Genomic DNA, 26,138 nt, shown 5'->3' with positions numbered 1-26,138 from the left:
TGCCTGCCTGTTCGTCCTGCGGTCACGGGCACAGTACGGCCCTGCCACGGATTCGGCCCGCCGTCAGATCGGCAGCGGCACGTGCCGCGTCCGCCAGCGGGTAACGGCGGACGTGACTGAGGTCGAGGCGTCCCGCGTGGGCCAGTTGGAAGAGATCGTGCAGTTCGGCGAGGCCGCCCCAGACGCTGGTGGACAGCTCGGTCTCGAAGGGTACGTCGGTGCTGCCGACCCCGAAGGAGACGGTGCCGCCCTTCGCGCCGACGACCAGGCAACGGCCGGAGGGGCGAAGGGCGGCCGCGGCCAGTCTCAGCGACTCGGCGGTGCCGACGGTGTCGATGACCGCGTCCACCTCACCGCCGGGCACCAGGTCGCACAGGCCGTCGGGCCCGTCGGCGAGCCCCGCGACGGCATCCGCTCCGAGCCGGCGCGCATGGTCGGCGAGTTCGACGGGGCGTCGTACGCAGCTGACGACCATGGCCGGGGTGAGCAGCCGGGCCAGCTGGACGGCGAAGGAACCCACACCACCCAGACCGATCACGACGACCGCCCCGCGTGGACCACGCGAGGCCAGTGCGGGGAGCGCGCGGCGCACGGCATGGTAGGCCGTCAGCCCGGCATCGGTCAGCGGGGCAGCCTGTTCTGCCGGAAGACCGTTGAGGGGGAGCAGGTGGCGGGCGTCGGGCACGGCGACGTACTCCGCGAAGCCGCCCGCACGGCCTACGCCGAGCCAGCCGCCGGAGCCGGGGCACAACTGCTGGTGTCCGGTCGTGCAGCGGGCGCAGTCGCCGCAGCCGCCGGGGCCGTACACCGCGACCGGGCTGCCGTCGGCCACGTCGGCGGGTGGCCGTGCGTCAGGGCCCAGTTCGGCCACCACTCCTGCCACCTCGTGGCCCAGGACCCAGGGGAACTCCGGCAGCGGGAACAGGGGTGCCAGCTCGCCGGCGGCCAACTGCAGGTCGGTGCCGCACAGGCCGCAGGCCCGCACCTGGACGAGTGCCCCGCGCGGCGGGACCGGAGGCACAGGGTGGTCCCAGGCCGCGAGCGGGGTGCCGTAGGCGGTGAGCAGCACGGCCTGCATCGTGGTCATGGCGGATCACAGCGCCTTTCCGGGGGAGACGAGGGACGGCACGCGGGAGGCCAGGGTGCGGTGTTCGGCCGAGCCCAGTTGCAGGACCACCGGAGCGGCGGCCCGGCCCCGGGTGAGTTCCGCCAGGAAGTGCGCCGCGCCTTCGTCCTGGGTGAGTCCGCTGAGGTGGGCCCGGCGTGCGCCCAGCGCCTGGGTGAGGGGCGCGGAGCCCATGCCGACGTCCCGCCACAGGGTCCAGGCGATGGTCTGTTCGTCGTGCCCGGCGGCATGGGCCAGTGTCGCGCAGGCGCCGAGGTAGTCGTTGGCGGCGGCGTAGTCGGCTTCGCCGGGCTGGCCCAGGGTTCCGGCGAGGGAACCGAAGTTGACCCAGCGACGGCAGTGGGTGCCGAAGGCGTCCTTGAGGTGGTGGTAGCCGGTGGTCTTGACCGCGGACACGGCGCGGAAGTCGGCGAGGGACTTGCGGCCGGGGACGGTGGAGCGGTTGATGCCCGCGCCGTGCACGAAGAGATCGATGCGGGGGTGCCGGTGGAGGACGCGGGCAGCCGCGGCGGTGACGGAGGCGGCGTCGGTGACGTCGCAGCGGACGTAGTGGACGCGGTCGGGGCCGAGAAGGGAGCGCAGTTCACCGAGGGTTCGGGTGGTCTCGGATGCGGCACCGGCACGTTCCTGGGCGCGGACGGCGTCGGCGAGGGAACGGCCGGGGTGGGCGGCCAGCCAGTCGCGCAGGAACGCCTTCCGCTCCTGGCCGACGGCCGCTTCCGACTTCTCGTCGGGTTCGGGCGAGCTGCCCAGGAGCCACAGGTGGACCCTGGCGGTGGCAGCCAGTGCGCGCAGACAGGCCGCGGTGATCCCTCTGGCGCCGCCGGTGGCGACCACCACCGCGTCGTCGGACACCAGTGCTCCGGCGGCTGTCGGCCGGGCGGCCCGGACGCGTTCCGTGTAGCGCTGTCCACCCCGGTGATGCACGCCCTGGGCAGTGGGCGCGCAGGTCGTTTCCGCGGCGAGGGTGCGCAGCCCTTCGTCCAGGTCGGAGCTGTCGGTGAGCACCGTGGTGAAGCGCAGGCCCGGCAGGTCCAGGGTCAGGCTCTTCGCCAGGCCGGCGAGGAGGGCGGTGTCGGGGTGCGGCGTGGAGGCGAGGAACGCGCGCAGACACAGCGTCAGGAACGAGCCGGTGTCGGCGTTCTCCCGCCACAGCCGGCGGGCGGCGAGGAATCCGAGTTCCTGGAGGCGGACGGTGGCTGGTTCGGCATGCGGAACGTGCGGTGGTTTCGGTGTGGCGCAGAGGTTCACCAGACGGATGTGCCGGGAGCCCGCCGCGAGGGCGTCCAAGCTCGTTTCGGTGACCTCGGTGAGGGTGTGAACGGCGCGGTGTGCGGCGCCTGACCGCGTGCAGACGACGACGGAGTCGGAGTGCCGTTCGGCCAGAGTGTCGGCGATGTGGCTGTCGTCGCAGATGACGAGGGTTCCCGGGGGCATGGCCTCGACGGGGGTGCGTACGGCGGTCGGGGGCTCCTGGACGCGCCCGAGGATGTGGCGGCGGGCGGTGAAGGCCGCGTCCGGGGCGGTGACGCCGCTCTCGGCCGGTTTCTCGTCCACGGCCGTGCAGTCGACGGCCGCGCAGTCCACGGCCCCGCAGTCCACGGCCCCGCAGTCCACGGCCGTGCCGCCCCGCACGGAGCGGCGCAGCACCAGGGAACGGGCTCGGCCCGGTACCCGTACGACGGGTGTGTCCGCCTGACGCAGTGCGGCCGCCAGAGCCGTGGCCGGGTCGTATCGCCGTGGGCCGGCGGGCACCGTAAGGGTGGCCACCGCCCCCTGTTCCGCCGTGACTTCGGCGAGCACCGGCCAGCCGTGGGCGCGGGCGCGGTCGGCGCGGGCGAGGGCGAAGAGGTGCGTGGTTGCCGCGGTCTGCGGGCCGGCCTTGGTGAGGGTGGTGGCCCAGGGTTCCGGGTTCGTCGGCGAGGACAGAACCAGTGCCAGTTCGAGGTCGCCGTCGCGCAGGTAGCGGGTCGCGAGGTCGACGGCCGCGTGCAGGGAATCGGGGCCGTCGCACACGGCCATGGCCAGACCCCGCAGGTTCTCCCTGTTGGTGATGCGGGACGGGGTGACGTTGGGCATCAGACCCGGCGCGGTGTCGGGGCCGGTCGGCGCGGCCCGGTTCTGGAGTGCGGTGAGCCCGGAGCGTACGCCGACAGCGGCCCGGGGCATCCCGGACGCGGACAGGTCGTCGGCGATGCGTGCGACCACGGTGCGATAGGCGCGGGCGGTGACGTCTGCCGAGCGGGCGGGCGGCTCCCACATCGCCGAGATCACACCGGTGCGTTCGGCGATGTCGGGGTCCTGCCACAGACGTCCGTGTTCGGCTGCGAAACGTTCGGCCACGAGCAGGGCCTGGACCTGCGTGGCGTCGATCTCCCGCACCGTCCGTGGGGTCAGGCGCAGTTGGCCCGACGGGGGAGGGGCCGGGGAGGCGGGCTGTGTCGGCAGGGCGGTGAATGCGAGGAGCACCAGAGGTTCGTCACTGTCGGCCTCCGGAGTGTCCTCGGCCTCCGGAGTGTCCTCGGCCTCCGGAGTGTCCTCGGCCTCCGGAGTGTCCTCGGCCTCCGGAGCGGCCTCGGCCTCGGGGGCGGGATGGTACGGGTCGCTGACCAGGAGATGGGCGTCCGTACCGCCGAAGCCGAATCCGGAGATTCCGGCGACGCGCGGTGACTCGTCGGCGGTCCGGGGCCAGGGCACTTCCCTGGTCGGTACCTCCACGGCCGGCAGCTCGTCCGCGAGGCCGGCCGGCAGGTGTGTGAAGCGGGCCTGGGCCGGGATGAGGCCGGTATCGAGCGCGGTCACGGCCTGGACGAGGGAGACGGCGCCCGCTGCCCAGCCGGTGTGTCCCAGTACGGACTTGTTCGCCGTCACCGTGACGGGGCGCTCGCCCCTGCTCTGCTGGATGACCGTCAGTTCGGTGCTGTCGCCTGCGACGGTGCCGGTGGCGTGGGCGAGCAGCCACTGGGGCGGGGTGCTCCGGGGGTCGCGGTGGCGTGCGGTGGCCCGTTCGATCGCGTGGCGCTGGCCCTGGGCGTTGGGGGCGCTGATGCTCTTGCCCCGGCCGTCGCAGGCGGCGCCGAAACCGCCGAGTACCGCGAGGACACGGTCTCCGTCCGCACGCGCCCGGTCGAGACGTTTGAGAGCGACGATCGCCGCGCCGTCCGTGAACATGGTTCCGTCAGCGGCGGCGTCCAGCCCGCGTACGTCTCCGGAGGCGGAGAGGCCGTGGAGCTTGCTGAACATCACCGAGTAGCGGGGCGTGTTCTGGTAGACGCCGCCGCACAGAGCCACCTCGCAGCGTCCCTCGCGCACGGCCCTCGCCCCCAGATCCACGGCGTACAGGGAGGAGGAGCAGGCCGTGTCGACGACGAGCCTCTCGGCGAGCCGCGGGAACAGTCCCTCCAGCGCGGCGTCGAGGACGGCCTCGGGCAACAGGGTGCTCGGATCGTCGGTCAGCCGGGGCAGGTGCTTGCGCAGTACCCCCTCCAGCCGGGACGTGTCCGCGGCGCCGGCCCAGGTGCGCAGCAGCAGCCCGAGCACGTTCTCCTCCAGGTCCTGGCTGCCGTCCACCCACTGGCCGCTGTAGCAGGCCACGCGGTGGGACTCGTCGATGCGTACCTGCTCGGCGGCTTGAACGAGGCTGTGCCGCAGCCAGTGTGCGCAGTCGCCGCCCGATGCGGGGCGCGCGGCCCGGGGGTGCGGCACGAAGTCGTGCAGGTATCCGGAGAGCCGTGAGTACGTCTTGTCCTCGGCGGTGCGGTCCGAGGACCAGAAGTCGTCGATGTCGAAGCGGTCGTGCGGCTCGTCGAAGACCGGACGGCCCTCCTTCACCAGCCGGTGCAGTTCCTCGGGCGAGGAAGCGCCGGGCACGGCGATGCCGCAACCGACGACGGCCACCAGATCGCCGTCCGGGCCCGGGGCGGCCCGTGGTGCGGGCTCGGAGACCGACAGCGAGGCCGTACGGACCCCCGTTCCAGCCGTACGGACCCCTGTTCCCGGTGTCTCCGGCAGCCCGGGGACCAGGGGCGGGGCCGCCGGCCGTCGGGGTGGCGACAGCATCACGCCGCCCAGCGACAATCCTCCGTCCGCCATCACGGACTGCCCCGTGACCCACTCGGCCGCCGGGGAGGCGAGGAACCCGACGACCGCGGCAAGGTCTTCCGGGCGCCCCATGCGCCCCATGGGGGTCGCTGTTGTGACCGCCGCGCGTACCTCCTCCGGGTGCGGGAACAGCCCCGTGACCCTGCCCTCGATGAAGCTGGCGTTCGCCGTGTTGACCCGGATGCCGAGTGGTGCGTACTCGTACGCCAGGTAACGGGTGTACGCCTCCTGTGCTGCCTTGGAAGCGGCCACGGCGGCGTAGTTGTCGATGATGAACTGTGTGCCGATGGAGGAGACGTTCACGATGGCCGCGTGCTTCCGGCCGAGCATGAGGGGGATCGCCTCGGCGCAGCACCAGCGGACGCCGTGGAAGTTGAGGCCCAGCACCCGGGCCCAGTCCTTCTCGGTCAGCTCGGGGAGCGGTACGAAGCTGCCGTACGCGGCGTTGTTCACGAGGACGTCCAGTCCGCCGTGGCGTTCGCGCACCTCGGCGAACAGCTGCCGGACGCTGTCCTCCTTGGCGACGCTGGCACGGATCAGCTCTGCCGACAGTCCGTCCCCCGTCAGCTCCGCCAGCGTCTCCTCCGCCGCCTCCTGGGAGTGGAACCAGTTGACCAGAACGTGCGCGCCCCGTTCGGCGAAGTACCGGGCCGTGGCCCGGCCCACCCCCTTGCTGGCACCCGTGATCAGTACGACGCGTCCCGTGAACTCGCCCGTGGCCGCCTCGCCGCTCATGCTGCCGCTCCCGTCCCGGCCTGGGATTCCAGCAGTGCGGCGACCTCACTCAGGGTGGTGTACTGAGTGATCCGGAGTGTGTCCGGAAGGTTTCCCAGGCCGTACTGCTCCATGGCCTGCGCGAGCACTTCGGTCTGCCGGATGGAGTCGACTCCCAGGTCGCCCTCCAAGTCCGCCTCCGCGTCGAGGAGTTCCTCGGGGTACTCCAGCGCTTCGGCGTACAGGGTGCGCAGGTCGGCCAGGAGCTGGCCGTGCGCGGGCAGTGTGCCGGGTGCTTGTGACGACGGCCCTGTCCCGACGTCTGTCGTCGTGGCCCGCACCGGCTCGCGGTCCTTCCTCTCGTCGACAGCCACGGGCGCGGGTTCGGGAGCCTTCGTCGTGGCGGCCACCGGCGCCGCCTTCGGAGCGGGGGCCACCGGACTCGGCCCCGGGGAGGCGTCGCTCGCAGGCTCCGCGGAGCCTCGGGGGCGCACCACACGGGGTGCTGCGGAGGCGGGCAGCGCTGTGACGACCCGCAGCATCCCCCGCAGTTCCTCCCCGGACACGGTCGACTCCAACGGCGCCACCGTCTGGATCTGGGCGACCGCCGCACGGGCCAGTCCCGTCAGTGCCGAGCGGGCTCCGGCCTCGACGAAGAAGTCCGTTCCCGCGGCCTGCAGTTCACGCACGGCGCGCAGGAATCCCACCGGGTGGGTCAGATGCGCGCACATCAGTGCGGTGACGTCGTCACCGTCCGTGTACCAGCGGTGGTGCACGGTCGAGTGCACGGGGAACCGCATCGGCCGCACCGGGACATCGGCGAGAGCCTGCTCAAGGTGCCGGGCGACGGGCTCCAGGAACCGGTGGTGGTAGGGGTGGGGCGACTCCAGCCGCTTGCGCGGAACACCGAGTTCACCGGTGATCGCGACCAGCTGTTCCAGGGACGCGTCGGGGCCCGAGAGCACCGTCTGGCGCGGACCGTTGACCGCGGCCACGTCGATGTCGACCAGCCCCGCACCGGTGACGAGTCGGTGCGCCCGCTCGACGGACAGGCCCACTGCCAGCAGCCCTCCGGCCGGTACGTCGAAGGCGCTCATCGCCTTGTCGCGTTCGCACAGGACCCGGGTCCCGTCAGCGACGGAATAGGCACCTGCGGCGGTGAGTGCGGTGATCTCACCCACGCTGTGCCCCACCAGTACGACATCGCTCAGGCCGAGTTCCTCGACGGCCAGCGTGGCGACGACCAGTGACGCCGCGAAGATCGCGACCTGGAGGCGGTCGGGGTCATCGGCGAGCAGGACGCCGAGCGGGGGCGAATCGGAGTCGGTGAGGAGCGGTGACACGGGGGCGACGCCGTACTGCGCCGCCACTCGGTCGATGGTGTCGAGCTGCTCGGCGACCGACTCGTGGTCGTCGTGCAACTTCTGCAGGGCGCCCGGCAGATAGGCGCCTTTCCCGGGGAAGAGCAGCGCGGTACGGGGAGCGGTCAGGACAGACATGCGGACATTCCTCCAGGACGCAGGACGCAGGCACGAGGTGGACGGGTCGGACGGCAGGGGGCTGGGGCTGGGCAGGTCACGGGGGCAGGGCCTGGGGCGGGGACAGAGAACCCGCGCGGACGTTTCGGGCCGGGGCACAACGGGCCGAGTGCCGGGGTCCCGAGGGGGCGCGACGGCGTCGGCGGGCAGCCTGGCCGGCGGCCGTGATGCCGCCGGGGTACCACTCGGCCCGAGGTGTGGACGCCCTGGCCCGCGACACGGAGCTCGGGGCCTTGCCGTGCTGCCCCTTCCCTCGTGCTGCCCCTTCCCCCGTGCCGCGCCTTCGGTGTGGGTCACGCGCGGGCACAGTCCCCGCCCCACGGAGCGGGAGCTCAGGAAGGCGCAGGCGTCGCCGTTCGCCTTCCGGGTACGTCCGTCACTCGTGGCCCCGCGGAAGCGGACAGCGGTTTCACACCGCGCGAGCCGCTCCCTGGACCTCTGGCCATGTACCCGGCAGATGTGCGGGCGTCGCCACGGACACGGCAAGTGACAGCACGACGGCATCGCACTCTCGCGCAAACCGCACTTTCTTCTCGACGACTGCCGCCTCCGGGGCACCGGTGAGGCACCGGCACTGTCACGACGTCGCCTGCCCGGCCGCCCGGCCCCCGCGCCGGCTCAGGCTCGTGGACGATTGCCCTGCGACCCCGCGGCGTGCACGACACGGAGCGATCCCTCCACCGTACGAGGCAGCCGGCGGCCGTCCGGGAACGGTGGCGCCCAGGTCGAATTCCGCCGTCCACGGGGGACCCACTCCTCGTCCTGCTCCACCGCCATCGCCACCGCACTCCTCGGTATCCCGTACGACTTCACATGCTGGATTTTCAGGTTGAATCTCGACATTCCAGATTTCAATAGCCCCTAAGGGCTACTACCGCACATCAGGGGCAAGTCCATATAGTTTGCAAACGTGAGCGAATGTGATCCTGTTGACACCCCCCACGGTCTCCAGCCACGCGAACCTCTAGCCGGCCAGGACCTCCCCCCATGCGAACTCACCGTCGCCGTCATGCATGCCGTCAGCCAACTGAGCAACAGGTCCGACCAGTTGGATCATCCTGTTGCGGAACCACTCCCGGAAGATCTCCCGGAAGATGCGGTGCAACCCCCCGACGACACGGGGCTCCAAGCCCCCCAGGTCGCCCGCGGCCTGAGCCGTCGAGAGCTCGGCGTGGCACTCCTGATTGCGCAAGGACACACCAACCAACGGATTTCCAGGACCCTGGGGATCTCACTCAACACGGTCAAGAACCACAACAAGAAGATCCTCGCGAAACTGGGGCTGCGCAGCAGGACCGAAGTGGCCATCGCCGTCCACCGCGTACCCGGGCAATGCCGGGGAAACCGGAACAGCGATGCCTGACGGTGCTTCTCCCGTCCGGTTCCAGGGCCTTCCCCCTCCCGAGGGGCTGGTCGCGCAACCCGGTCCGGCCTCAACGTCCCTGTACTGGTGGCCCGTTCCCCAGGTGCGTCCCGTGTCGGCTCCCGAGGTGCTGACCCTTCGGGAGAGACGCCGTGTCACCGCGCTTCCGCCCGGCCCGGGCGCCACGTACGCATCCGCCAGGACCGGAACCCGTATCCTCCTGGCGGCCTTGCTGGACGAGGACCCGTATCGCCTCGTCCTGCGTCGTGCCCGCTGTCCCTTGTGCGGTTCCCTCCGGCACGGTCCACCCGAGGTCGCCACCCCTCGTGGCCCGGCTCCGCTACGGATCGCGCTGACACACACGGCCGGTGTGGTGCTGCTCGCCACGTCGACGGCGCATCGCCCCGGCGTCGATGCGGAGGTGCCGCACCGCAGTCCCGCCCCGCCGTCCCCGGCAATGCTGAGGCTGCTCTCCGAGCCGGTGGAAGCAGCCCGTATCACCTCGGCGAACTACCTGAGGGCCTGGACTCGCAAGGAGGCGATCTCCAAGGCCATGGGGGTCGGGCTGGGCATCCCGCTGCCCGCACTCCGTGTTCGCCCTGAACACGAGAGTCCGCTGGAGATCCGCGTTCCCCCGGGCCCCTGGTCCTGCGTCTGGCGCGTGGACGATTTACGGTGTCCACTGCCCGGCGCGGAGGGCACGGTCGCGGCACTGGCCACACCGGGCCGGGGGAATCTGCAGGGACGACGGCGACCGTCGTGAACACGTCAGCAGCGGTCGAGTTGCTGGACCTGCCGCGCAGCGCGGGCCTGGCGGCCGCCCGGGACGCGATCGCCGACCCGGAGACGGCACCCGCAGCAGGCGAGGGCCCGCACGTACGCTACTTCTCCCGCAGCGTGGCCAGAGTGGCCGGTGCCGTCGGCAGTCCCCGGGCCGCGACCTCCCGCTTCGTCCCGTCGGTGAGCGGCACCCCCCACGCCGCGGAGAACGCGGTGAGATCCTGTCCGGCGACGCGGCTGGTCAGGACGGCCGGATTCCCCTAGCGGTCGCTGCCCGGCATCGGGTGCTCCCGCAGGTGCCGCTGCGTCCGCGGCCAGAAGTCGTCCCCGTACTGGAGGGTCAACTGCTGGAGCATCACCAGCCGTTCGAAGGCGTCGAAGGCCTTCTCGAACTCCGCGCCCGGCGTGCCGACCTTCCGCAGCGCCCGGTCGTAGACGGAGTCCGTCACCAGCCGCGACCGCTGCTGGAACGCCTTCTGCACGGCCGGCGAGAAGACGTTCACCGACACCTCGGCCAGTGCCGACGGCAGCACCGCCCGTTGCTGGCGCTTGTGACCCTGCTCGTGCCACACGCCCCAGCCCGCCTCCGCGCTGTCCGCGACCCACGGCGCGGAACCGTACGGGACCTCGCGTCAGCATTCGTTAGGGCGCGGGAGCGGCCCCCGCTCACAACCGGCGGGTGAACTCCTGGCGGTCGGCGAAGTTCTCGTAGCCTGCCCGTTCGAAGGCCATGATCATGGCGGTGTTGGCCGCGTCGCAGTCGCCGCGGATCTCCTCGGCGCCCGCTTCGATCAGCAGCCGCGTGCCGCGTGCCACCACCGCCGTCGCGTAACCGTTGCCGCGGCACGCGGGAGACACAGCCACCAGGCCGATCACCGCGGTCGAGGGGTTTCGGGCGGGGAGGCTGAGGGCGGCCGGGGTGCCGTCCGGAGCGTAGCCGATCTCCCACCACCGGGGTTCGTACGAGAATTCCTCCATGTCCGTGAAGAGGCTCTCCGCGGCACGCCGGGCGCCATGCCGGGCGACCATGGCGGCGAGTTGGGCGTCGGCGCTGGTCGGCAGCGCCTCGGCGAGGAGAGCGATGAACGGCTCACGGCCCAGACTGGGCAGGGAATTCCAGTTCAACCGGTCATCATGCGATGCGAGTTCCACTCCGGAGTGGCGGCGGAAGCGGCGACCGTCTCGGGCGCGCTCGAAGCCCGCCAGACGGAGAAGTTCGGCGCGCCGTTCCGGCTCCGACTGGTACTGCGGCGGCTGTGTCGGTGAGTCGGTGACGTGCTCCAGCTCCGTGGCGCCGAGCGAGCCGGCCAGGGCGACGGCCTCGGCCAGCAGTGCCTGGCCGGTGGCCAGGCCGGGTTCGTCCCACGGTGCCTCAAGAAGCACCAGGGCCATCGGGACGTCCTTCCCGGGGAGGGTCCACAGCGCGGTGGCCGCGGTGAGCCGACCGGCCTCGTCCTCCGCGACCAGGCACCACTCCGGCCGGGTGCACTTCTTGGCCAGTAGGTCGGTGAGGTAGGCGGCCGTTCCGGCGTTGCGCTCGGGCTGGTCGGAGTGCTGGACGAGGGCAGGCAGTTCGTCTGGGCGCGCTATGCGTATAGGCATGTACGGGGATCATCCTGTCTCTCGATGACGTAGCCGGCTTTGCATGAAACTGCCGCCAGTGGCACCGGCACGGGCTGTTCCTGTCCTTGTCGGACCGAACGTCAGAGCCGGGCCTGCGGCCTGGATACTGTCGGCCTCCTGCGGCAGCGGTGGGTCCCACTGCCGATCGGTGGTGGTCGTGGCCTGGCGCAGGGCGGTGCTGCGTAGGCCTCTCATTCCACCGGGTAGCGCACCACCAACACCCCCTCCACATTCGGCCCCACCGCCTCGTACTGATGCGGTACATCCGCCGCCCACCGGGTGTGGCCGCCCGGGCCCACCTCGAGCGGGGCGGAGGCAGGACCAACCCGCGCCGTGCCGCTGAAGACCAGCAAGTGCTCCTCCGTGCCCGTCACATGAGCGGCCGAGTGCTGCACCGCGCCGCTCTGAATGCGGATGCGATACACCTCCGACACCGCAGCCGCGTCCTGCACGCGGTCCGTCAGCACCGCGTGCACCGCCGCACCCTGTACCGGGGCGGGGCCGACCACCGTGCTCAGCGGTGCCTCGAGGGCCGTGGTCAGCGCGTACAGCGTCTCCAGGGTCGGATTGCGCCGGCCGGTCTCCAGTTCCGAGAGCGTGCCTTTTCCGACGCCGGAGCGGCGGGCGAGTTCCGACAGCGACAGGTCACGGTCCTGGCGCAGACGGCGCAGCCGCGAGCCCACCTCCTGGGCCAGTTCCATAGTTTTCCGCCCCTTACTGCGTCGTTGATGCATGGGCCGTGACGCGACTAGCGTTCCACAAACAGAACGTTCTGTAAACGGAACGATCGAGGCGATGCACGCGCAACGCGGCGCAGGCGTGGGTTCGGACTTACTCGTCTAGAGGGTGGCGAGCCAGTCGGTCAGCAGGCGGTTGACCTCGTCGGGGCGTTCCTGCTGGATCCAGTGGCCGGTGCCGTCCAGCAGGTGGGAGGCGGACAGGGCGGGGAGGGTGGTGGGGTGGGCGTCGATGGCATCGGACATCCAGGTGGTGGAGGCGTCCAGTGCGCCGCCGATGAACAAGGCGGGCTGGGTGATCGGGGCGCCGCGGTGGGGAGCGAGGTCTTCCCAGTCGCGGTCCATGTTGCGGTAGCGGTTGAGGGCGCCGGTCAGGCCGGTGCGCTCGAACTCCCCGGCGTAGACGTCGAGGTCGTCCTCGGTCAGCCAGGCCGGGAGCGGGCCGGCGGGGAACCGGTCGCGCAGCTGACAGCCCTGGGCGACGAAGTGCGGGTCGGGCTCGCCCTGGGCGGGCATGGTGTCGGCGGACAGGGCCGCGTAGAAGCCCGCGAGCCAGCCCCGTACGTCGGGTTCGATCTCCGCCTCGGCGCGGCCGGGCTCCTGGAAGTAGGAGACGTAGAACTCCTGCTCGGGGCCGCCGATCCGGCCGAAGATGTCGGTGGGGCGGGGCCCGCCGGGCGGCGCGTACGGGACGCTCAGCAAACCGACCGCGCGGAAGACCTCAGGGTGGAGCAGGGCGGAGGTGGCGGCGATGTTGGAGCCCCAGTCGTGGCCGATGACCACCGCGTTCTCTTCACCGAGGGCGCGCACGACGGCGACGTTGTCCTCCACCAGGTCGAGCATGCGGTAGGCGTCGGTCGCCGCGGGCCTGGAGGAGCGGCCGTAGCCGCGTACGTCGATCGCCACTGCCCGGTACCCGGCCGCGGCGAGGGCAGGAAGCTGTCGGCGCCAGGAGTACCAGGACTCGGGGAAGCCGTGCACGAGCAGGATCAGCGGGCCGGTGCCCTGCTCTGCCAGGTGCAGGCGCCCGGCTGGGGACTCGATGGTGCGGTGGCGGAGCGCAGTGGTCTGCTCGGAGCGCATGGGGGACTTCTCCTTCTGTTCGCAGGCGGTCGGCGGCACCCAGCGATCATGCGGCGCTGCGGCCGGTCGGCGCGATCAGCGTTGCCATTTTGGCAAGGTTGCCGCACAGGGCGGTGAAGCGTGCGAGGGGAAGGAACGGGGACGGCGGCTGGTGACGACGTGATCCAGACGCTGGCGGCGATGGGGCCGCGGTTGCGGGTCGTGCGCGAGTGCCGCGGCGTCACACTCGCCGATGTCAGCCGCGCGACCGGCATCGCGCCCAGCACGCTGTCACGGATCGAGACCGGCCGGCGCAAGCCCACCCTGGAGGTGGTGCTGCGCTGGCGAAGGAGTACGCAGTCGTGCGGTGTTTGCGCTGATTGCGAGCGCATGCGGGCCACGCAGCGACCTCATTCCAGGACTCGGCCATCCGGTCGGTCCGCCACCTCGCTCTTTCGCCGCGCCTTGAGAGCGCTCAGCCGGTGACCGTCTTGCGGCTGCGGAAGGCCGCGACGCGGGTCCGGTTCTGGCAGGTCACCGAGCAGAAGCGGCGTCGGCCGCCGGGAGACTGGTCGAGGTAGACATCGGCGCAGTTCCTGGCGGTGCAGACGCCGATGCGGGCGAAGCCGTGGGCGGCCAGGTACTGACGCAGAGAGATCGCGGCTGTCGCGAGCAGGGCGTGCTCGGCATCGTCGACGCTCCACACGGCCCGCAGCGAGCCGCCGTCCCCGGCCCCCAGGGCGGGGCGGACGCCACTGTCCGCCAGCAGACGCGTCAGGTGCCGTGCGCACGTCTCGGCGTCCTGGGCGGAGAAGACCGGGTACAGGCGGTCGGCCGCATGCACGAGCGCCTGCGGGGTCAGCCCCGCGTCCACCCGCGCGGGCAGCCCGAGGTGTGCCGTGATGTCGGCTACGGGCCGGTACGGAGCGTCTCCACGGCCGTCTCCTTCGCGTGGCAGCGTGCCCCAGCCGTTGACGAGGTCCGTCAGCACCTGGAGAGGAATGTCCATGAAGGTGACCGCCATACGTTCCAGCGTAACGCGCTACTGCTCCTCTATGCGTTGCGGCGACAACATCGGGTAGGTAACGTAATGAAGAGCTTGTAAGCGTTACTCGCCCAAGTGCGGGAGGATGTCATGCTGGACCTCACACTGTTACCCGCCTATCTGGCGGCGGTCGCGATTATCACCATCGCCCCCGGGCCCGACGCCGCGTACATCACGGCCGTAGCACTCGAACGGGGCCCCCGGGCCGGTCTGGTCTCCGCCACCGGTATGGCGCTGGGCATGGTCGTGCACGTGACGGCCGCCGCCCTCGGCTTGGCCGTCCTGCTGCGCTCGACGCCCGCAGCACTGTTCGGGGTGGAGCTGGTCGGCGGCCTCTACCTGGGATGGCTCGCGGTATCCACCATCCGCTCAGCCAAGAAGCCGCCCACAGAAGCCCCTGAGGCACCGCCCGAGCGCCGAATCCTGCGCCAGGCCGCCCTCACCAATCTGCTGAACCCCAAGACCGTGCTGTTCTTCGCCGCGTTGCTGCCGCGCTTCACCAGCCCCGGACACGGCCCGCTGTGGCTCCAGCTCCTGGCACTCGGGCTGATCTTCCTGGCAGTGGGCTTCCTCTGGGACAGCACGATCGGCCTGTGCGCCGGCCGGCTGGGCCAGGGCCTGATGCGGAGCCGCCGCACGGCCGTAACAGTGAACAACGTCGTCGCCGTCACCTTCGCCACGCTGGCGGCATTCCTGCTCCAGGACGCGCTGGCCACGCTCCTAGCAGCCTGACCACAGACCGAACGACCACCACACCGCCCAGCCCGCCCACCCCACCACCGACTGCCAGCGCCGCCACCATACGGCGAAAGCGCCCCGTCGATCTCCACCTCCACGGCGACGAACGGCCCCAGCCCGGTCGCGCCCCCGCCTTCCCGCCTTGTCCACGACGTCCGGTCCCTGCTGGGAAGCCTCCTGTCCACGCACGCTTCTCACGAACCGCCGTACCGCCCCCGAGTCTGTCCAACATCCCACCGCCCGGACTACGTAGGGGCAAGCACCCGATGGCACGTCGTGGGCGCTGCTCGCGGCCGCCGGCGGCGGGATGATCGCCGAAGGGTCCGTGTAGCGAACGGTGGAACTCCGTCGGTCTTGTTCAGCGGCGTCCGGCGGTGAGCCGACCTAGAGCGGCCGTGCGGGTCGGTGGCGTACACCTGCAGGTCCGCGAGCGGTCCGAGCGGCTGGTTGCCCACGCTGTAGCTGATATGGCCGTGCGGGTCCATGACGACGGAGCGGCCGTCGTCGCTGCGGAGGAACACCCACAGAGCGAATTGATTCTGGCGGCGACGAGCGCGTGCGAGGCCCGCTGGAGCAGACCGTCGTTGTAGTCGTAGTCGCCCCCCTCTGCTTCCGGGGCGATGACCGCGCGAAGGTCGGCGTCGGGTTCGGCGTCGAGCCAGTGGGCCCGGACGGCTTGCCGCCTTCCCCACCGCAGGTCCAGTTCGGCGAGCCGGGCGCGGCCGTGCTCGATGGTGACGTTGCGGTAGGCCGTCTCGTCGGGAACGTGGGACATGAAGCCGCCCACCGCCGCCTCGACACCCTGCTCGGAGGCATGCGCCCCGTGCAGTGGAGCGCGTGACGTCCAGGGCCACGACTGCCTCAGTGGCGGCGCAGGTTGGCTGCGAGTACGCGGTCGACCGTGCGGTCTGAGAGGAACCGGCCCAGACGCATGATCAGGGCTGCGTCCCGCCCTGCGGTGTACCGGGTGCGCGGCTTGCGCGTCGTGACGGCCTTCGCGATGACCTGGGCTGCGGCGTCCGCGGTCAGACCCGACGCGGTGCCCGACGACATCAGCTTGTTGTTCGACCGGACCAGCCTGCCGTAGCGCTCGTCCTGCTCCGGCGTCATCCCGGCAGCCAGGCTGTTCGCAGTCGCCACACCGCGGGCCGCCATCTCGGTGCGGACGCCGCCGGGCTCGACCACGACCACCCGTACGCCCAGCGGGGCGACCTCCCGGCGGAGCGAGTCGCTGACCGCCTCAAGGGCGAACTTCGAGCCGGCGTACGCGCCGTAGGTGGCCATCGCGTATTTGCCGCCGATCGAACTGATGTTGATCACGCGGCCCTTGCTGCGCAGCAGGTCCGGCAGGAGTGCCTGTGTGACGGCGATGTGGCCGAACAGGTTGACCTCGAACACCCTCCGCCACTCGTCCATCGGCAGGGCTTCGACCGGGGCGTTCACCTGGATGCCCGCATTGTTGACGAGGGCGTGCAGCGCGCGCGGGTCCTCGGCGACCCGCGCGGCCAGCGCCGCCACCTGTTCGGATCTGGTGATGTCAAGGATGACCGGTTCGATCCCTGCCGACCGGACGGCGTCGGCGTCACGGTCGCGTCGGACACCGGCCAGGACGTGGAAACCCTGATGAGCCAGTTCACGGGCGGCCGAAGCGCCCATGCCTGTGGAGGCGCCGGTCACGACGATCAGCTTCTGAGTTTCAGTTGACGTTGTCACCTTAAGTACGTTACCAGTTCAGATGACGTCGTCAACTCGTTGTACGATCGTGGCATGGTCACCCGTGCGGAATCCGCCGCTCTCACCCGTCGCGCACTGCTCGACGCGGCTGCCGAGCTCCTCGACCTCGGCGGTCCCGAAGCGGTGACCCTGCGGGAGGTGGGCGCGCGGGCAGGGGTGAGCCGGGGGGCGCCGTACCGGCACTTCACCGGCAAGGACAGCCTGCTGACCGCCGTCGCGACCGAGAGCTGGGAGCGGATCGCCGACCAGGTCCACGCCCTGCGTACCGATCCGGCCCTGTCGGCCTCCGAGAAGCAGCGCGGCGCCCTGCGCACCCTCATCGGCGTCGGCCGGGACCAGCCGCACCTCTACCAGATGCTCTTCAGGCGCCCAGGGCACCGCCCCGAGGACCAGGGCGAGGGGATCGGCCGGGTGCGGCGGCAGCTGTGCGGACAGGCCGGCGGACCGAGGAACGGGCAGACCTGCGATGCGACGGGCGAACAGGCAGGCGGGCCGGGGGAAGGGCAGGCCGGCGGGCCGGTGGACGGACCGATCGGTGATCCGGCCGCGGACCGCATGCGCGCGGCCGGACGCTTCCAGAACGAGTTCCTGGCCGTGGTCGCCGAACTCGTCGGGGAGGAGAACGCACGGCACTACGGCGCCCTGCTGCTCACCAGCGCCCACGGCATCGCCGACATGGAACTCAGCGGCCACCTCGGCGCGGAGAGCCTGCGCGCCACTTCCGACGAGCTCGTGGACACGCTCGTCCGCCTGGTCGGGGACGCCGCCAGGACGGCATGACGGCGCCCGCACCTACCTCCTGCCAGGAGGAGTGAGGTGCGGGCGGCGCAGTTTTCGATCAAGTTATGGACACAGTTGCTCGTTGTCCAATGTCCGCACGTGGCCATCAGGTTCAGTACCGGGCTGACGTCGTCGCGGCAGCGGATCACGTGCCCAGCACCGAGCCAATCCGCCATGGCGGAGCGCCGAGACGTGCGGTCGGGACCGTCGAAGCTCCCAACGCGGGACTTCGGCAGCGGCGCGCCGCCGGAGTCCCGTGTGTGAAGGCGTCTGGTTCTGCCCTCACCAGGGTCGCTCACGGCTGATGGGCAGCGATGACCTTGTAGAACTCCAAGTTCTGCTCGGCAGCGCCATCGCCGGGCTTCTCGGCGTCAGCGTAGGACTTGATTCCGGACAGGCAGCCGATGCCGGGGACCTTTGCGGCAAGACCGCGCAGGTCGTCGGGGGTGAACACGGCTCCTGGCAGGTCCTGGGAGCCCTGGGTGCCGAATCCGACCATGGCGCCCATCCGGCGCCATACCTGTGCCTGGCTCCATCCGGGCCACAGCTTGGCGATGTCGCCTTGCGCACCAGTGAGGATCGTCATGCATGCCTGGGCAAGATCGCTGGGAAGCGTCGTGGAGAGCGGGCTCTTGTCCATCCTCAGATCACCGAGGTCGATGTTGATCAGCGAGGGCACGTAGCCGCCACCGGCAACCTGGGCCAGCAGCGCCTGCGCGTACCCGTGGAGTCCGTCGTAGCTGCCGGATGCGTCGAGGAACGCGGGGACCGTGTAGGAGACCTGGAGGCCGGGGTTGGCCGACAGGAGACGCCTCACCGCCGCGACGTGCCGGTCCCACGGTGTCGTCGTCCCGTCGCTGGTCCCCTGCAGCTGCAGGGTCCACGCGTTGCTGAAGTCGATGTGAGTGCACCGGTAGTTGTCGATCACCCGCTGGTACGCCGCCGTGACCTCCGCAATGTCCGTCTCCTCGGCTTCGGGCAGGCGCCCGGCCTCCCCGCCGAAGGAGAACGCGACGTGTCCGCCCGCGTCCCTGAACGCCTTCAGATCGTCCTTCTGGAAATCGGTGCTCCCCGCGTCCCCGTCGTACGTCTCCCACGTCGACTCGTAGGGCCGGCCGGTCTCGGTCTGCTCAACAGTCGACGTCGCCGTGCTCCAGCCGAGCACCGCCGGCTTCTGCGGCGCTGCGGAGACCCAGCCCACCGTGAATCCGTCCAGCCCGGTCGCACTCTGGCGCTGGGCGAGCTGCGGCGTGGGGAACTCGTCGTACTGCACCACGACACTGCGCCGGATCGACCATGTCCCCGGATCAAGCACGTCACTCTGGTTGGTCATCGAACCTCCTTGGAGTAGGAGCCGCACGCCGGCCCGCCCAACCAAGATCGCAGAACCGGACCATCCTCGTACCCGAAATCCGGCACCGCTGGCCCTAACCTTCCGTCACCGCAAGGACGTTAAGGAACGAATGGACAGAACGCTGGGGACCTGTGAGGTGCCCGGCTCTGCCGGCCGCTGGTCTGCGGGAAGACGCATGGACGACGCTCGAAGGCGCCCTTGGCACCGAGCCCGGCTGCATTGGGCGGGCAGAGCATCGATGCCGTGCGTAGACGGAAACTTACCTTGCGGCGTGATCAAGAAGACCGCCAGACTTGGTACGCCCTGCAGCCAGCCTGAAAGGACGCCTCCATGAGCGACCAGAGCGACACAACCGCCTCGCAGATCCCGGTCGTGGTGACCTACCCCAACAACAACGCGCCGACGATCCCGCAGGGGCATCTGACCGTCACCGGCACGGGCGAGCCCGGAGCTGCGATTACCCTCGCCTACGATTTCTTTCCGGGCTCCGCAACGATCGGTACGGCGGTGGTCGACGCCACCGGCGCGTGGTCCTGCACCACGACGACCTACTTCGTCAACTCGATGAAGTCCCTGTCCGACGGGGAACACATCGAGGTCCGTCAGAAGTCCTCCGGCCCCACCGCGGCCGAGAGCTGGACCAGCTTCAACTTCTCGATCGAGTACGACACCTCCTTCGACGAAGGCGATCCCTCGAGTAACGAAGGGCGGCCGAACCACGGAGCGTGGCAAGACCTGCGGTAGGTCACGGGTCCTCAGTTCCCGCGACCGGGTCCCTGGCTCGGGGTTCTCAAGGCGCGGCGGCCGCTATACGGGATGGGTGGCGGCAGCACGAGCTGCCCTGAGCTTGACTCTGTCGGGGATCTTGGAGTTTGCCGGTGTGGCAGAGCGGTGAACGGGCATGCCCGGGTAGTTCCGCCGACCGATGCAGCTGTCGAGGTGCCCGTTGTCCCTGCGCCCCCGTTCCGGTGAGCAATTCCCTCCCTCCTCTGACTGCGCAGGTCGCACGCGCGAGCAACCCGGTTAGTACGACGGCGATATGGGTGCGGGATCGCCTCGACGGGCTGTGGCGTGACGAGGATTTCGCCGACGGGTACCCGCGCGACGGACGTCCCGGCCTCTCGCCAGCTCAACTGGCCACCGTCTGTGTGCTGCAGTTCCTGCTCGGCCTGTCGGACCGGAAGGCTGCGGAGGCGGTTCGCTGTCGCATTGACTTCAAGTACGCGATGGCCATGGAGCTGGACGATCCCGGCTTCCATCACAGCGTGCTGTCTGATTTCCGCGACCGTCTCGCTGAAGACGACCGCGCTGAACGTCTTCTTGACCTTGCACCAGCCCGTCTCAGAGAGGCCGGACTGGTCCGCGAGCGCACCACGCAGCGCACCGATTCCACCCATGTCCTGGCCGCGGTGCGGGACCTGACCCGCCTGGAGTTGATCACCGAGGCGGTCCGTGCCGCACTGGAAGAAGTCGCCGGCATCTCGCCTCATCTGCTGGACGAGCTGGTCGATGAGGACTGGGGGCGCGCCGCTACGGCCGACCGGTCCGCCTGGGCAAGAACCCCACCAAGCCCAAGACCAGGATCCTTGCCACCGGACACGACGCCGTCCAGCTCCTGGAACACCTCTACCGGCACGGAGCAGACCGCACCTCCGGCCCTCATGTCCAGGCCCTGGGCCAGATCCTGGTGCAGAACTACCACCGTGACACCGCAGGGCACCTGCGCTGGCGCACCGCCCGAGGCGGAAGGCGGGCGCGGACTGCCGCCCTCGTCCCGGGCGATCGTCTCGCCCTACGACACTTCGGCCCGCTCCGCACGGCACGGACACATCATCAGCTGGAAGGGATTCGCCGCTCACCTGACCGAGACCTGTGCTCCCGACGGCCCCAACGTGACCACGGATGTGGCCACCACCGCGGCGACCACCCACGACAGCCAGGTCCTGCCCGGCATCCATACCCGCCTGCCGCATCGCATGCTGCTGCCCGCCGAGCACCTCGTCGACGCCGACTACACCTCACTTCCGCACGTGGAACAAGCCACCCGTGAACACCAGATCACCGTCTCCGGACCACTGCGGGGCAACCCCACCTGCCAGCACCGCCAGACCGAGGGCTTCGCCCGTGACGACTTCCACGTCGACTACGACCGCCAGCAGGTCACCTGCCCCAGGGCCAAGTCAGCCAGGGCTGGCACGGCCCCTACCCGACCTCCTCACCCACCGCCGCCCCGCTCATCGTGGCCAGGTTCACCAAGAGCCAGTGCCGCCCCTGCCCGGCCCGCACCCAGTGCACCACCACAGCCGACAGCAACCGCACCGTGGGCTTTCCCCGAGAGAACTCCGCGACCTGCAACTCCGCGTCCGCGCCGAACAATAGACACCCGAGTGGAAGACCCGCTACGCGGTCCGCTCCGGAGTCGACGGCACGGTCAACGAGTTCGCCCACGGACACGGACGGCATGCGACGCTGCCGCTACCGCGGACAGAGAAAAGCCCACATCCAGCACGTCCTGACGGCCATCGCCGTCAACATCGAACGCCTCAGCGGACTGCCACCGAACGAGGAAGCTCTTATCCCCCGCCGACCGACGGCCTTCCAGAACTACCTCGACCGGCACGAGCGACCCCGACCGAAGTCTTGGCGAACCCTGGGCACCTGACCTCGGCGACTCCAGATCCCCGACAGAGTCAAGCTCAGTGACCTTCGGGTGGCAGGGGCATGAGGGTCGACACGGGCGCACTGCGGCCGTTTCGTCAGGTGCACCAGTAGGTCGGAGCCCGGGACTGCCTTGTCCGGGGCACGCGACCACCCCGGTGTGCGGTTCCCGTGCGAGCTCTGGGAAGCGTGGGAGGAACGGGGCGAAAGTCCCGTCCCATTCGGGACCTTCGCGGGGAACCCGCCACTCCTTTCCTCCCTATGCTTTGCCCGTTCTTTTGCATTCCTTTACCCATATCGGCATGCTTACGTTGGCTACGAAAAAAGGCCCATGACGGAAACCATTCCGCCCAGACCTGCCCGTACACCCCGCCACCGAGCCCGCATCGGTCTCGGCCTGGCCGGTGTCCTCCTCCTGGAAGCAGCCGTCGGGGGGCTTGCCGCGACAACAGCGCACGCGGCTCCCCGGCCGGACGGCAAGCCCACCCCGAAACAGGACGCCAGCAGTGCGTCTCTTGAGGCCCGCATGACGGGTCAGCGGGTCGAGGTGCTCGGTGAACGCACCGAGACCCAGACCGTGTGGGCCAACCCGGACGGAACCCTGACCGAGGATCAGGCTGCGGGGCCCATCCGATTCCGGGGCCCGGACGGCGCCTGGACGGACGTGGACATCGAGCTGAAGAAGTCCGCCGACGGCGGCGTGGAGTCCAAGGCCCACCCCCTCGGCCTGACCCTGGCGGGGCAGCGGGCCGAGCGGCCCGACGCCGATGCCACCAAGCGCCTGCGGTCGGCCGAACCGGTCGCGGCCGCCAACCCGCTGGTGTCCCTGACGTCCGACCGGGGCCGGCGCATCGAGCTGGGCTGGCGCGGAGCACTTCCCGCGCCCCGCATCGACGGCACGAAGGCGACCTACCCGAAGGCCCTGCCGCATGCCGACCTGGTGGTGGACGCCACCCGCACCGGGTTCGAGCAGTTCCTCCTGCTGAAGTCCCGCGAGGCGGTGGACGAGGCCGGAACCCTGCGCATGACCCTGAACGCCACGGGCCTGACCGCCCGCAAGGGCAAGGACGGCGGGGTCGAGTTCCTCGACTCCAAGGGCGCGCCGGTCGGCACCCTGCCCGCGCCCATGATGTGGGACGCCCGGGTGGACGAGCGGTCCGGTGAACAGCTCCACCGGGCACCGGTCGCCCTGGAGTTCGCCCAGTACGGGGACCAGGTCGAGCTGACGCTGACGCCCGACGCGGCGTTCCTGGCCGATCCGGCGACGAAGTTCCCGGTGACGGTGGACCCCTCGGTGAACCTGCTGACGACGTTCACGACCTTCGTGCAGCAGGGGTACACGACGGACCAGTCCACGTCCAAGGAACTGAAGATCGGCAACAACGGGTCGAACCAGGTGGCGCGTTCGTTCCTGAAGTTCAACAACCGGCCGGTCAAGAACAAGGTCGTCCAGTCGGCCACCCTCAAGCTGTGGAACCACCACTCGTGGTCCTGCCAGGCCCGTTCCTGGGAGGTCTGGGACACCGCCTCGCCGAGCACGGCCACCCGTTGGACCGCGCAGCCCAAGTGGAACAACAAGTGGGCCACGTCCACCCAGACCAAGGGGTTCAGCAGCGCCTGCAACGACGGCTGGGTCACCGCCGACGTCAAGTCGCTGATGCAGGCGTGGTCGAACAACCCGAACGCCGAGAACTCCCTGGGCATCCGGGCCACGGACGAGAAGGACGCGTACGGCTGGAAGCGGTTCAACTCGCGCAACGCGGCCAGCAACGTGCCGGTGCTGTCGGTGACGTACAACACCCTGCCCGACACCCCGCAGGGCGCGGCGGGCATCGCCCCGTCCTCGTACAACGAGTTCAACAAGCAGACCTACGTCACCTCCCCGACGCCGACCTTCTCCGCGAAGGTCTCCGACCCGGACAGCGGGACGGTCAAGGCCCAGTTCGAGGTGACCGCGGTGTCGGCCGCCGCGAACGGCTACGCGTGGACGGCGACGAGCGCCGGTGTCGCCTCCGGGCAGGTCGCGAAGGTGACCGTGCCCGCGGACAAGAAGCTGGGCGACTACTGGTACAAGGTGCGGGTGCGCGCGCACGACGGGACCGCGTACGGCCCGTGGAACACGCACTTCTCCTTCCGCGTGAACACCGGCAAGCCCGCCGCGCCCAAGATCAGCTGTGACGGCTACCCGCAGGAGCAGTGGACCGACAGGCCGGGCGGCGACATCACCTGCACGCTGACCACCGCTTCCAGCGACGGTCGCGGCTACCTGTACGGGCTCGACGACCCGAACACGCCGCAGAAGGTCAACGACCCCGACGGCACCGGCGGCAAGCCGCAGACCGTGAAGGTCAAGGCGGGCAAGGGCTGGCACACGCTGCACGCCCGCACCGTGGACTCGGCGGGGCTGCTCTCGGGGACGACGGCGTACCAGTTCGGCGTGGGGCCCAAGCCGAGCGTGCTGACCGTGCCCGACGTGCCGACGACGCTCCAGGAAGGTGCGGAGGCGAGCGACACCCCCCTGCTGTCCGGCGTGCTGACGTCCCGGGGCCAGGAGAGGCTGCGCGGTGAGTTCGCGCTGTTCGACGCCCAGGGCAAGGAACTGCCCGGCGTCGCGCTGCCGCCCGCGTTCGAGTACAGCGGCAACCGGGTCGCTTCGGTGATCCCCGAGGACACCATCGCCCCCAACCGCCCCTACCTGTGGGCCATGCGCGCCTGCAACGACGAAGCCTGCTCGCCGTGGACCCAGCGCCGTGCCTTCAGCGCGAAGACGCCCAAGGACGACCCCGCACCATCGACCCGTACGGTGGAGATCTCCGGCGCGGCCCTGGCGGACGCGACCGCACCCACGGGAGCGGGCGACTGCGGCGGCAAGCCCTGCGCCGTCGTCCAGGACGGCACGCTGAAGGTCGGTACGCCGGGCGGGACGGCCTGGCGCACCTGGTTCAAGCCCGACGTGTCGGCCGTGCCTCCGGGCGCGCTGATCACCGACGCGCGACTTCAGCTGCACCGCGCGGACTGCACCGGATCCTCGTGTGTGGAGCCTGCCGCGTCGCTGCGCGAACTCAACCGGCCGTGGAACCCCGCGACGCAGAGCGGTCAGGAGCTGGCCGCCGCCGCTGCCGAGGACCTGTACCACGCCGAGGACGAAGTGCCGGTGGGACTGCCGGACCTCAACATCGGTGACCTGATCGCCGACTGGAGGTACGAGCACACGGACGACAACCACGGTCTGAGCCTCCAGCTGGGCGACGAGAAGACCGCCAACCCGGGCGTCGTCTACCACTCCTCGCGCGCCGCCGACACCGCCAAGCGCCCGAAGCTCGTGGTGACGTACGTCCCGTCCGGCGCACCCAGCGCCGCCGGGCACGTCAAGGCCGTACCCGCCGACGGCGGCCTGCTCGCCACGTGGAACGCTCCCGAGGAACCGGGCGCGGAGACCGAGGCGTTCCGGTACGAGGTCGTGCTCCGCAAGGGCGGCTCGGAAGTCGCGCGCCGGACGACCGAGGACACCCGGACCACCTTCCAGGGCCTGGACAACGCAGCCGACCACACGGTGACCGTCACCGTCCTGTCCCCGTACGGAAAGTCTCCGGCCGCCTCCTCGGCGGCGGTCCGGCCGACGCCCGTGTCCGACGCCGACCGCTACACGGCTGCGGTACGGGACTACCACGCGGCCCGCGACGGGCTCCGGAGCGGCATCCACACCACCCTGGAACAGGCACTGGCCGGCTCGCCGCACTCGGCGGTGTTCCGCGACCTGCTCTCCGCTCAGACGGAGAACCTGACCGAGCGGCACAAGACCTTCGCGAAGAACGGAATGAAGATCACGGCGAAGACCGAGCTCACCGACCTCCTCGTCGGCCCCGGTCCCGGCGGCAGCATCCTCGTACGCGGCGAGGTCACGGAGAAGAGCGCTCTGCGTCACACGGACGGAACCGAGGAGACCGAGGAGGATTCGCTGCCCGGCCGGTTCGTCTTCATCGACGGAAAGATGCAGCGCAAGGCGAACGACGCCGAGGTGGAGGTCACCCTGCCCGCCACGCCCGAAGCGGCGCAGTCCGCGACCGTGGCCCTGTCCGGCGAGGAGACCTTCGAGGAGCTCTTCCCCGAGGACGGCGAGGCCCCGCTGGTCGACGTCGGCGAGAACGGCCTGCCGGTGGACACCCCGGGTGCCGCCGCCGCACCGATGCCGTTCGCCGCACCCGACGGCAACGGCACCTCCAACTGGGCCAAGCGCAATGTCGCCACGTTGAGCCGCCCCTACGACCAGGGCTGCGCCAACTTCGTCTCCCACGCGCTCAACCGAGGCGGCAAGGTGCAGCAGCGCAAGGGCGGCCGTACGAATCCGTCCCGATGGTTCCAGAACAAGATCGGCCCGAAGCGCTTCGACAGCTACACCTGGGCGGGTGCCAACAACCTGCGCAACCACCTCAAGGCTCACCGGGGCGGCCGGGAGATCTCCCGGTACAACGTCCGCCCGGGCGACGTGATCTTCGCCTTCTACCGGAGCGACCGGACGTGGAACCACGCGGGCGTCGTCACCGGTGGCAGTGCTGGCCGGATGAACATCGTCCAGCACGTAGGCAAGAACCAGAGGCTCAACCAGTCCACCCTCAATGGCTGGTTCCAGCGCAACAAGGACCTCAGAAGCCGTCTTCCTATCGACCATGAGCACGATGTGATCGAAAAGGGGGATGGAGGCGGGTGAACTTGGCCGTGGCGTGCATGAAGGCAGGGCCTCCGGTGCAGCACGAGGGTTGCGAAGCCAACTCGTGACCCAGGAGG

Annotated in this window: 18 protein-coding genes and 3 pseudogenes; 10 read left to right on the top strand and 11 right to left on the bottom strand. The window is 70.4% G+C overall.

Annotated elements, in window-relative coordinates; all coding sequences use genetic code 11:
* Positions 1-22: 22 nt before the first annotated feature.
* From ACIO3O_RS00105 to ACIO3O_RS00095, 3 genes are read right to left on the bottom strand one after another with little or no spacing between them, the layout of a single operon-like run.
* Positions 23-1,087 (bottom strand): alcohol dehydrogenase catalytic domain-containing protein, encoded by a 1,065-nt coding sequence (locus tag ACIO3O_RS00105; RefSeq protein WP_401740022.1) that lies wholly within the window; start codon positions 1,085-1,087, stop codon positions 23-25.
* Positions 1,088-1,093: 6 nt separating this feature from the next.
* Positions 1,094-5,962 (bottom strand): SDR family oxidoreductase, encoded by a 4,869-nt coding sequence (locus ACIO3O_RS00100; RefSeq protein ID WP_401740021.1) that lies wholly within the window; start codon positions 5,960-5,962, stop codon positions 1,094-1,096.
* Positions 5,959-7,440 (bottom strand): acyltransferase domain-containing protein, encoded by a 1,482-nt coding sequence (locus ACIO3O_RS00095; protein ID WP_401740019.1) that lies wholly within the window; start codon positions 7,438-7,440, stop codon positions 5,959-5,961. Before ACIO3O_RS00095 ends, ACIO3O_RS00100 begins: the two co-directional genes overlap by 4 nt.
* A 1,048-nt stretch (positions 7,441-8,488) precedes the next feature.
* On the opposite strand from ACIO3O_RS00095, the gene ACIO3O_RS00090 reads away from it, so the two are divergent.
* The 3 genes from ACIO3O_RS00090 to ACIO3O_RS00080 are packed head-to-tail and all read left to right on the top strand — an operon-like array spanning position 8,489 to position 9,886.
* Complete coding sequence (locus tag ACIO3O_RS00090) at positions 8,489-8,842, top strand: response regulator transcription factor (protein ID WP_401740018.1); 354 nt, start codon at positions 8,489-8,491, stop codon at positions 8,840-8,842.
* The gene (locus ACIO3O_RS00085; RefSeq protein ID WP_401740016.1) at positions 8,835-9,605 is read left to right on the top strand and encodes a 4'-phosphopantetheinyl transferase family protein; all 771 of its coding nucleotides are present in this window, start codon (positions 8,835-8,837) and stop codon (positions 9,603-9,605) included. The genes ACIO3O_RS00090 and ACIO3O_RS00085 overlap by 8 nt, the downstream gene beginning before the upstream one ends.
* The gene (locus ACIO3O_RS00080; RefSeq protein WP_401740014.1) at positions 9,602-9,886 is read left to right on the top strand and encodes a hypothetical protein; all 285 of its coding nucleotides are present in this window, start codon (positions 9,602-9,604) and stop codon (positions 9,884-9,886) included. Before ACIO3O_RS00085 ends, ACIO3O_RS00080 begins: the two co-directional genes overlap by 4 nt.
* On the opposite strand, the pseudogene ACIO3O_RS00075 reads toward ACIO3O_RS00080, so the two are convergent.
* The 4 genes and pseudogenes from ACIO3O_RS00075 to ACIO3O_RS00060 all read right to left on the bottom strand — a co-directional run.
* A pseudogene (locus tag ACIO3O_RS00075) lies at positions 9,883-10,209 on the bottom strand (M60 family metallopeptidase); the annotation flags it as partial. The gene ACIO3O_RS00080 and the pseudogene ACIO3O_RS00075 sit on opposite strands and share 4 nt — an antisense overlap.
* A gap of 79 nt (positions 10,210-10,288) precedes the next feature.
* Positions 10,289-11,224, bottom strand: a complete 936-nt coding sequence (locus tag ACIO3O_RS00070) for a GNAT family N-acetyltransferase (protein ID WP_401740013.1) — start codon at positions 11,222-11,224, stop codon at positions 10,289-10,291.
* A gap of 212 nt (positions 11,225-11,436) precedes the next feature.
* Positions 11,437-11,946, bottom strand: coding sequence for a helix-turn-helix domain-containing protein (locus tag ACIO3O_RS00065; protein ID WP_401740012.1), 510 nt, complete (start codon positions 11,944-11,946; stop codon positions 11,437-11,439).
* Positions 11,947-12,084: 138 nt separating this feature from the next.
* Positions 12,085-13,065, bottom strand: coding sequence for an alpha/beta fold hydrolase (locus ACIO3O_RS00060; RefSeq protein ID WP_401740010.1), 981 nt, complete (start codon positions 13,063-13,065; stop codon positions 12,085-12,087).
* A gap of 180 nt (positions 13,066-13,245) precedes the next feature.
* Between ACIO3O_RS00060 and ACIO3O_RS00055 the strand changes: the two are divergent.
* Positions 13,246-13,406 (top strand): annotated as a pseudogene (locus ACIO3O_RS00055) (helix-turn-helix domain-containing protein); the annotation flags it as partial.
* 113 nt (positions 13,407-13,519) lie between these two features.
* Here the strand turns inward: ACIO3O_RS00055 and ACIO3O_RS00050 are convergent.
* Positions 13,520-14,068 (bottom strand): CGNR zinc finger domain-containing protein, encoded by a 549-nt coding sequence (locus ACIO3O_RS00050; protein WP_401740009.1) that lies wholly within the window; start codon positions 14,066-14,068, stop codon positions 13,520-13,522.
* 111 nt (positions 14,069-14,179) lie between these two features.
* Here ACIO3O_RS00050 and ACIO3O_RS00045 point away from each other — a divergent pair, with 111 nt between their 5' ends.
* The gene (locus tag ACIO3O_RS00045) at positions 14,180-14,821 is read left to right on the top strand and encodes a LysE family translocator (protein ID WP_401740007.1); all 642 of its coding nucleotides are present in this window, start codon (positions 14,180-14,182) and stop codon (positions 14,819-14,821) included.
* Between the two features lie 364 nt (positions 14,822-15,185).
* Here the strand turns inward: ACIO3O_RS00045 and ACIO3O_RS00040 are convergent, their stop codons facing one another.
* Together ACIO3O_RS00040 and ACIO3O_RS00035 are read right to left on the bottom strand one after the other, a co-directional pair.
* Positions 15,186-15,602 carry a hypothetical protein gene (locus ACIO3O_RS00040; protein WP_401740006.1) on the bottom strand — a complete coding sequence of 139 codons (417 nt, stop codon included), beginning with the start codon at positions 15,600-15,602 and terminating at the stop codon, positions 15,186-15,188.
* Positions 15,603-15,688: 86 nt separating this feature from the next.
* Positions 15,689-16,540: an SDR family oxidoreductase gene (locus tag ACIO3O_RS00035; protein ID WP_401740005.1), complete on the bottom strand. Its 852-nt coding sequence runs from the start codon at positions 16,538-16,540 to the stop codon at positions 15,689-15,691.
* 54 nt (positions 16,541-16,594) lie between these two features.
* Between ACIO3O_RS00035 and ACIO3O_RS00030 the strand changes: the two genes are divergently transcribed.
* Entirely contained in the window at positions 16,595-17,341 is a 747-nt protein-coding gene (locus ACIO3O_RS00030; protein ID WP_401740003.1) for a TetR/AcrR family transcriptional regulator, read from the top strand.
* 295 nt (positions 17,342-17,636) lie between these two features.
* Here ACIO3O_RS00030 and ACIO3O_RS00025 read toward each other — a convergent pair whose 3' ends face one another.
* Positions 17,637-18,674 carry a hypothetical protein gene (locus tag ACIO3O_RS00025; RefSeq protein WP_401740002.1) on the bottom strand — a complete coding sequence of 346 codons (1,038 nt, stop codon included), beginning with the start codon at positions 18,672-18,674 and terminating at the stop codon, positions 17,637-17,639.
* 351 nt (positions 18,675-19,025) lie between these two features.
* Between ACIO3O_RS00025 and ACIO3O_RS00020 the strand changes: the two genes are divergently transcribed.
* The 4 genes and pseudogenes from ACIO3O_RS00020 to ACIO3O_RS00005 all read left to right on the top strand — a co-directional run bounded on the left by ACIO3O_RS00020 (position 19,026) and on the right by ACIO3O_RS00005 (position 26,061).
* Positions 19,026-19,439, top strand: a complete 414-nt coding sequence (locus ACIO3O_RS00020; protein ID WP_401740001.1) for a hypothetical protein — start codon at positions 19,026-19,028, stop codon at positions 19,437-19,439.
* Between the two features lie 134 nt (positions 19,440-19,573).
* Positions 19,574-19,960 (top strand): annotated as a pseudogene (locus ACIO3O_RS00015) (transposase); the annotation flags it as partial.
* A 974-nt stretch (positions 19,961-20,934) separates the two neighbouring features.
* A complete protein-coding gene (locus ACIO3O_RS00010; RefSeq protein ID WP_401741801.1) occupies positions 20,935-21,357 on the top strand; it encodes a transposase in 423 nt (140 codons plus the stop codon).
* Between the two features lie 327 nt (positions 21,358-21,684).
* Positions 21,685-26,061: a DNRLRE domain-containing protein gene (locus ACIO3O_RS00005; RefSeq protein ID WP_401740000.1), complete on the top strand. Its 4,377-nt coding sequence runs from the start codon at positions 21,685-21,687 to the stop codon at positions 26,059-26,061.
* Positions 26,062-26,138 lie beyond the last annotated feature (77 nt).

This window comes from Streptomyces sp. NPDC087440 (assembly GCF_044744005.1).
Lineage (GTDB): Bacteria > Actinomycetota > Actinomycetes > Streptomycetales > Streptomycetaceae > Streptomyces.
Note: the sequence above shows the minus strand (reverse complement) of the source record. Positions and strands in the feature narration are given on the sequence as shown.

What these genes read in the sequence shown, in the direction of transcription:
- ACIO3O_RS00105 (WP_401740022.1), bottom strand. Translation starts at nt 1,087, where the DNA reads ATGACCACGATGCAGGCCGTGCTGCTCACCGCCTACGGCACCCCGCTC.
- ACIO3O_RS00100 (WP_401740021.1), bottom strand. Translation starts at nt 5,962, where the DNA reads ATGAGCGGCGAGGCGGCCACGGGCGAGTTCACGGGACGCGTCGTACTG.
- ACIO3O_RS00095 (WP_401740019.1), bottom strand. Translation starts at nt 7,440, where the DNA reads ATGTCTGTCCTGACCGCTCCCCGTACCGCGCTGCTCTTCCCCGGGAAA.
- ACIO3O_RS00090 (WP_401740018.1), top strand. Translation starts at nt 8,489, where the DNA reads ATGCATGCCGTCAGCCAACTGAGCAACAGGTCCGACCAGTTGGATCAT.
- ACIO3O_RS00085 (WP_401740016.1), top strand. Translation starts at nt 8,835, where the DNA reads ATGCCTGACGGTGCTTCTCCCGTCCGGTTCCAGGGCCTTCCCCCTCCC.
- ACIO3O_RS00070 (WP_401740013.1), bottom strand. Translation starts at nt 11,224, where the DNA reads ATGCCTATACGCATAGCGCGCCCAGACGAACTGCCTGCCCTCGTCCAG.
- ACIO3O_RS00065 (WP_401740012.1), bottom strand. Translation starts at nt 11,946, where the DNA reads ATGGAACTGGCCCAGGAGGTGGGCTCGCGGCTGCGCCGTCTGCGCCAG.
- ACIO3O_RS00060 (WP_401740010.1), bottom strand. Translation starts at nt 13,065, where the DNA reads ATGCGCTCCGAGCAGACCACTGCGCTCCGCCACCGCACCATCGAGTCC.
- ACIO3O_RS00050 (WP_401740009.1), bottom strand. Translation starts at nt 14,068, where the DNA reads ATGGCGGTCACCTTCATGGACATTCCTCTCCAGGTGCTGACGGACCTC.
- ACIO3O_RS00045 (WP_401740007.1), top strand. Translation starts at nt 14,180, where the DNA reads ATGCTGGACCTCACACTGTTACCCGCCTATCTGGCGGCGGTCGCGATT.
- ACIO3O_RS00040 (WP_401740006.1), bottom strand. Translation starts at nt 15,602, where the DNA reads ATGTCCCACGTTCCCGACGAGACGGCCTACCGCAACGTCACCATCGAG.
- ACIO3O_RS00030 (WP_401740003.1), top strand. Translation starts at nt 16,595, where the DNA reads ATGGTCACCCGTGCGGAATCCGCCGCTCTCACCCGTCGCGCACTGCTC.
- ACIO3O_RS00025 (WP_401740002.1), bottom strand. Translation starts at nt 18,674, where the DNA reads ATGACCAACCAGAGTGACGTGCTTGATCCGGGGACATGGTCGATCCGG.
- ACIO3O_RS00020 (WP_401740001.1), top strand. Translation starts at nt 19,026, where the DNA reads ATGAGCGACCAGAGCGACACAACCGCCTCGCAGATCCCGGTCGTGGTG.
- ACIO3O_RS00005 (WP_401740000.1), top strand. Translation starts at nt 21,685, where the DNA reads ATGACGGAAACCATTCCGCCCAGACCTGCCCGTACACCCCGCCACCGA.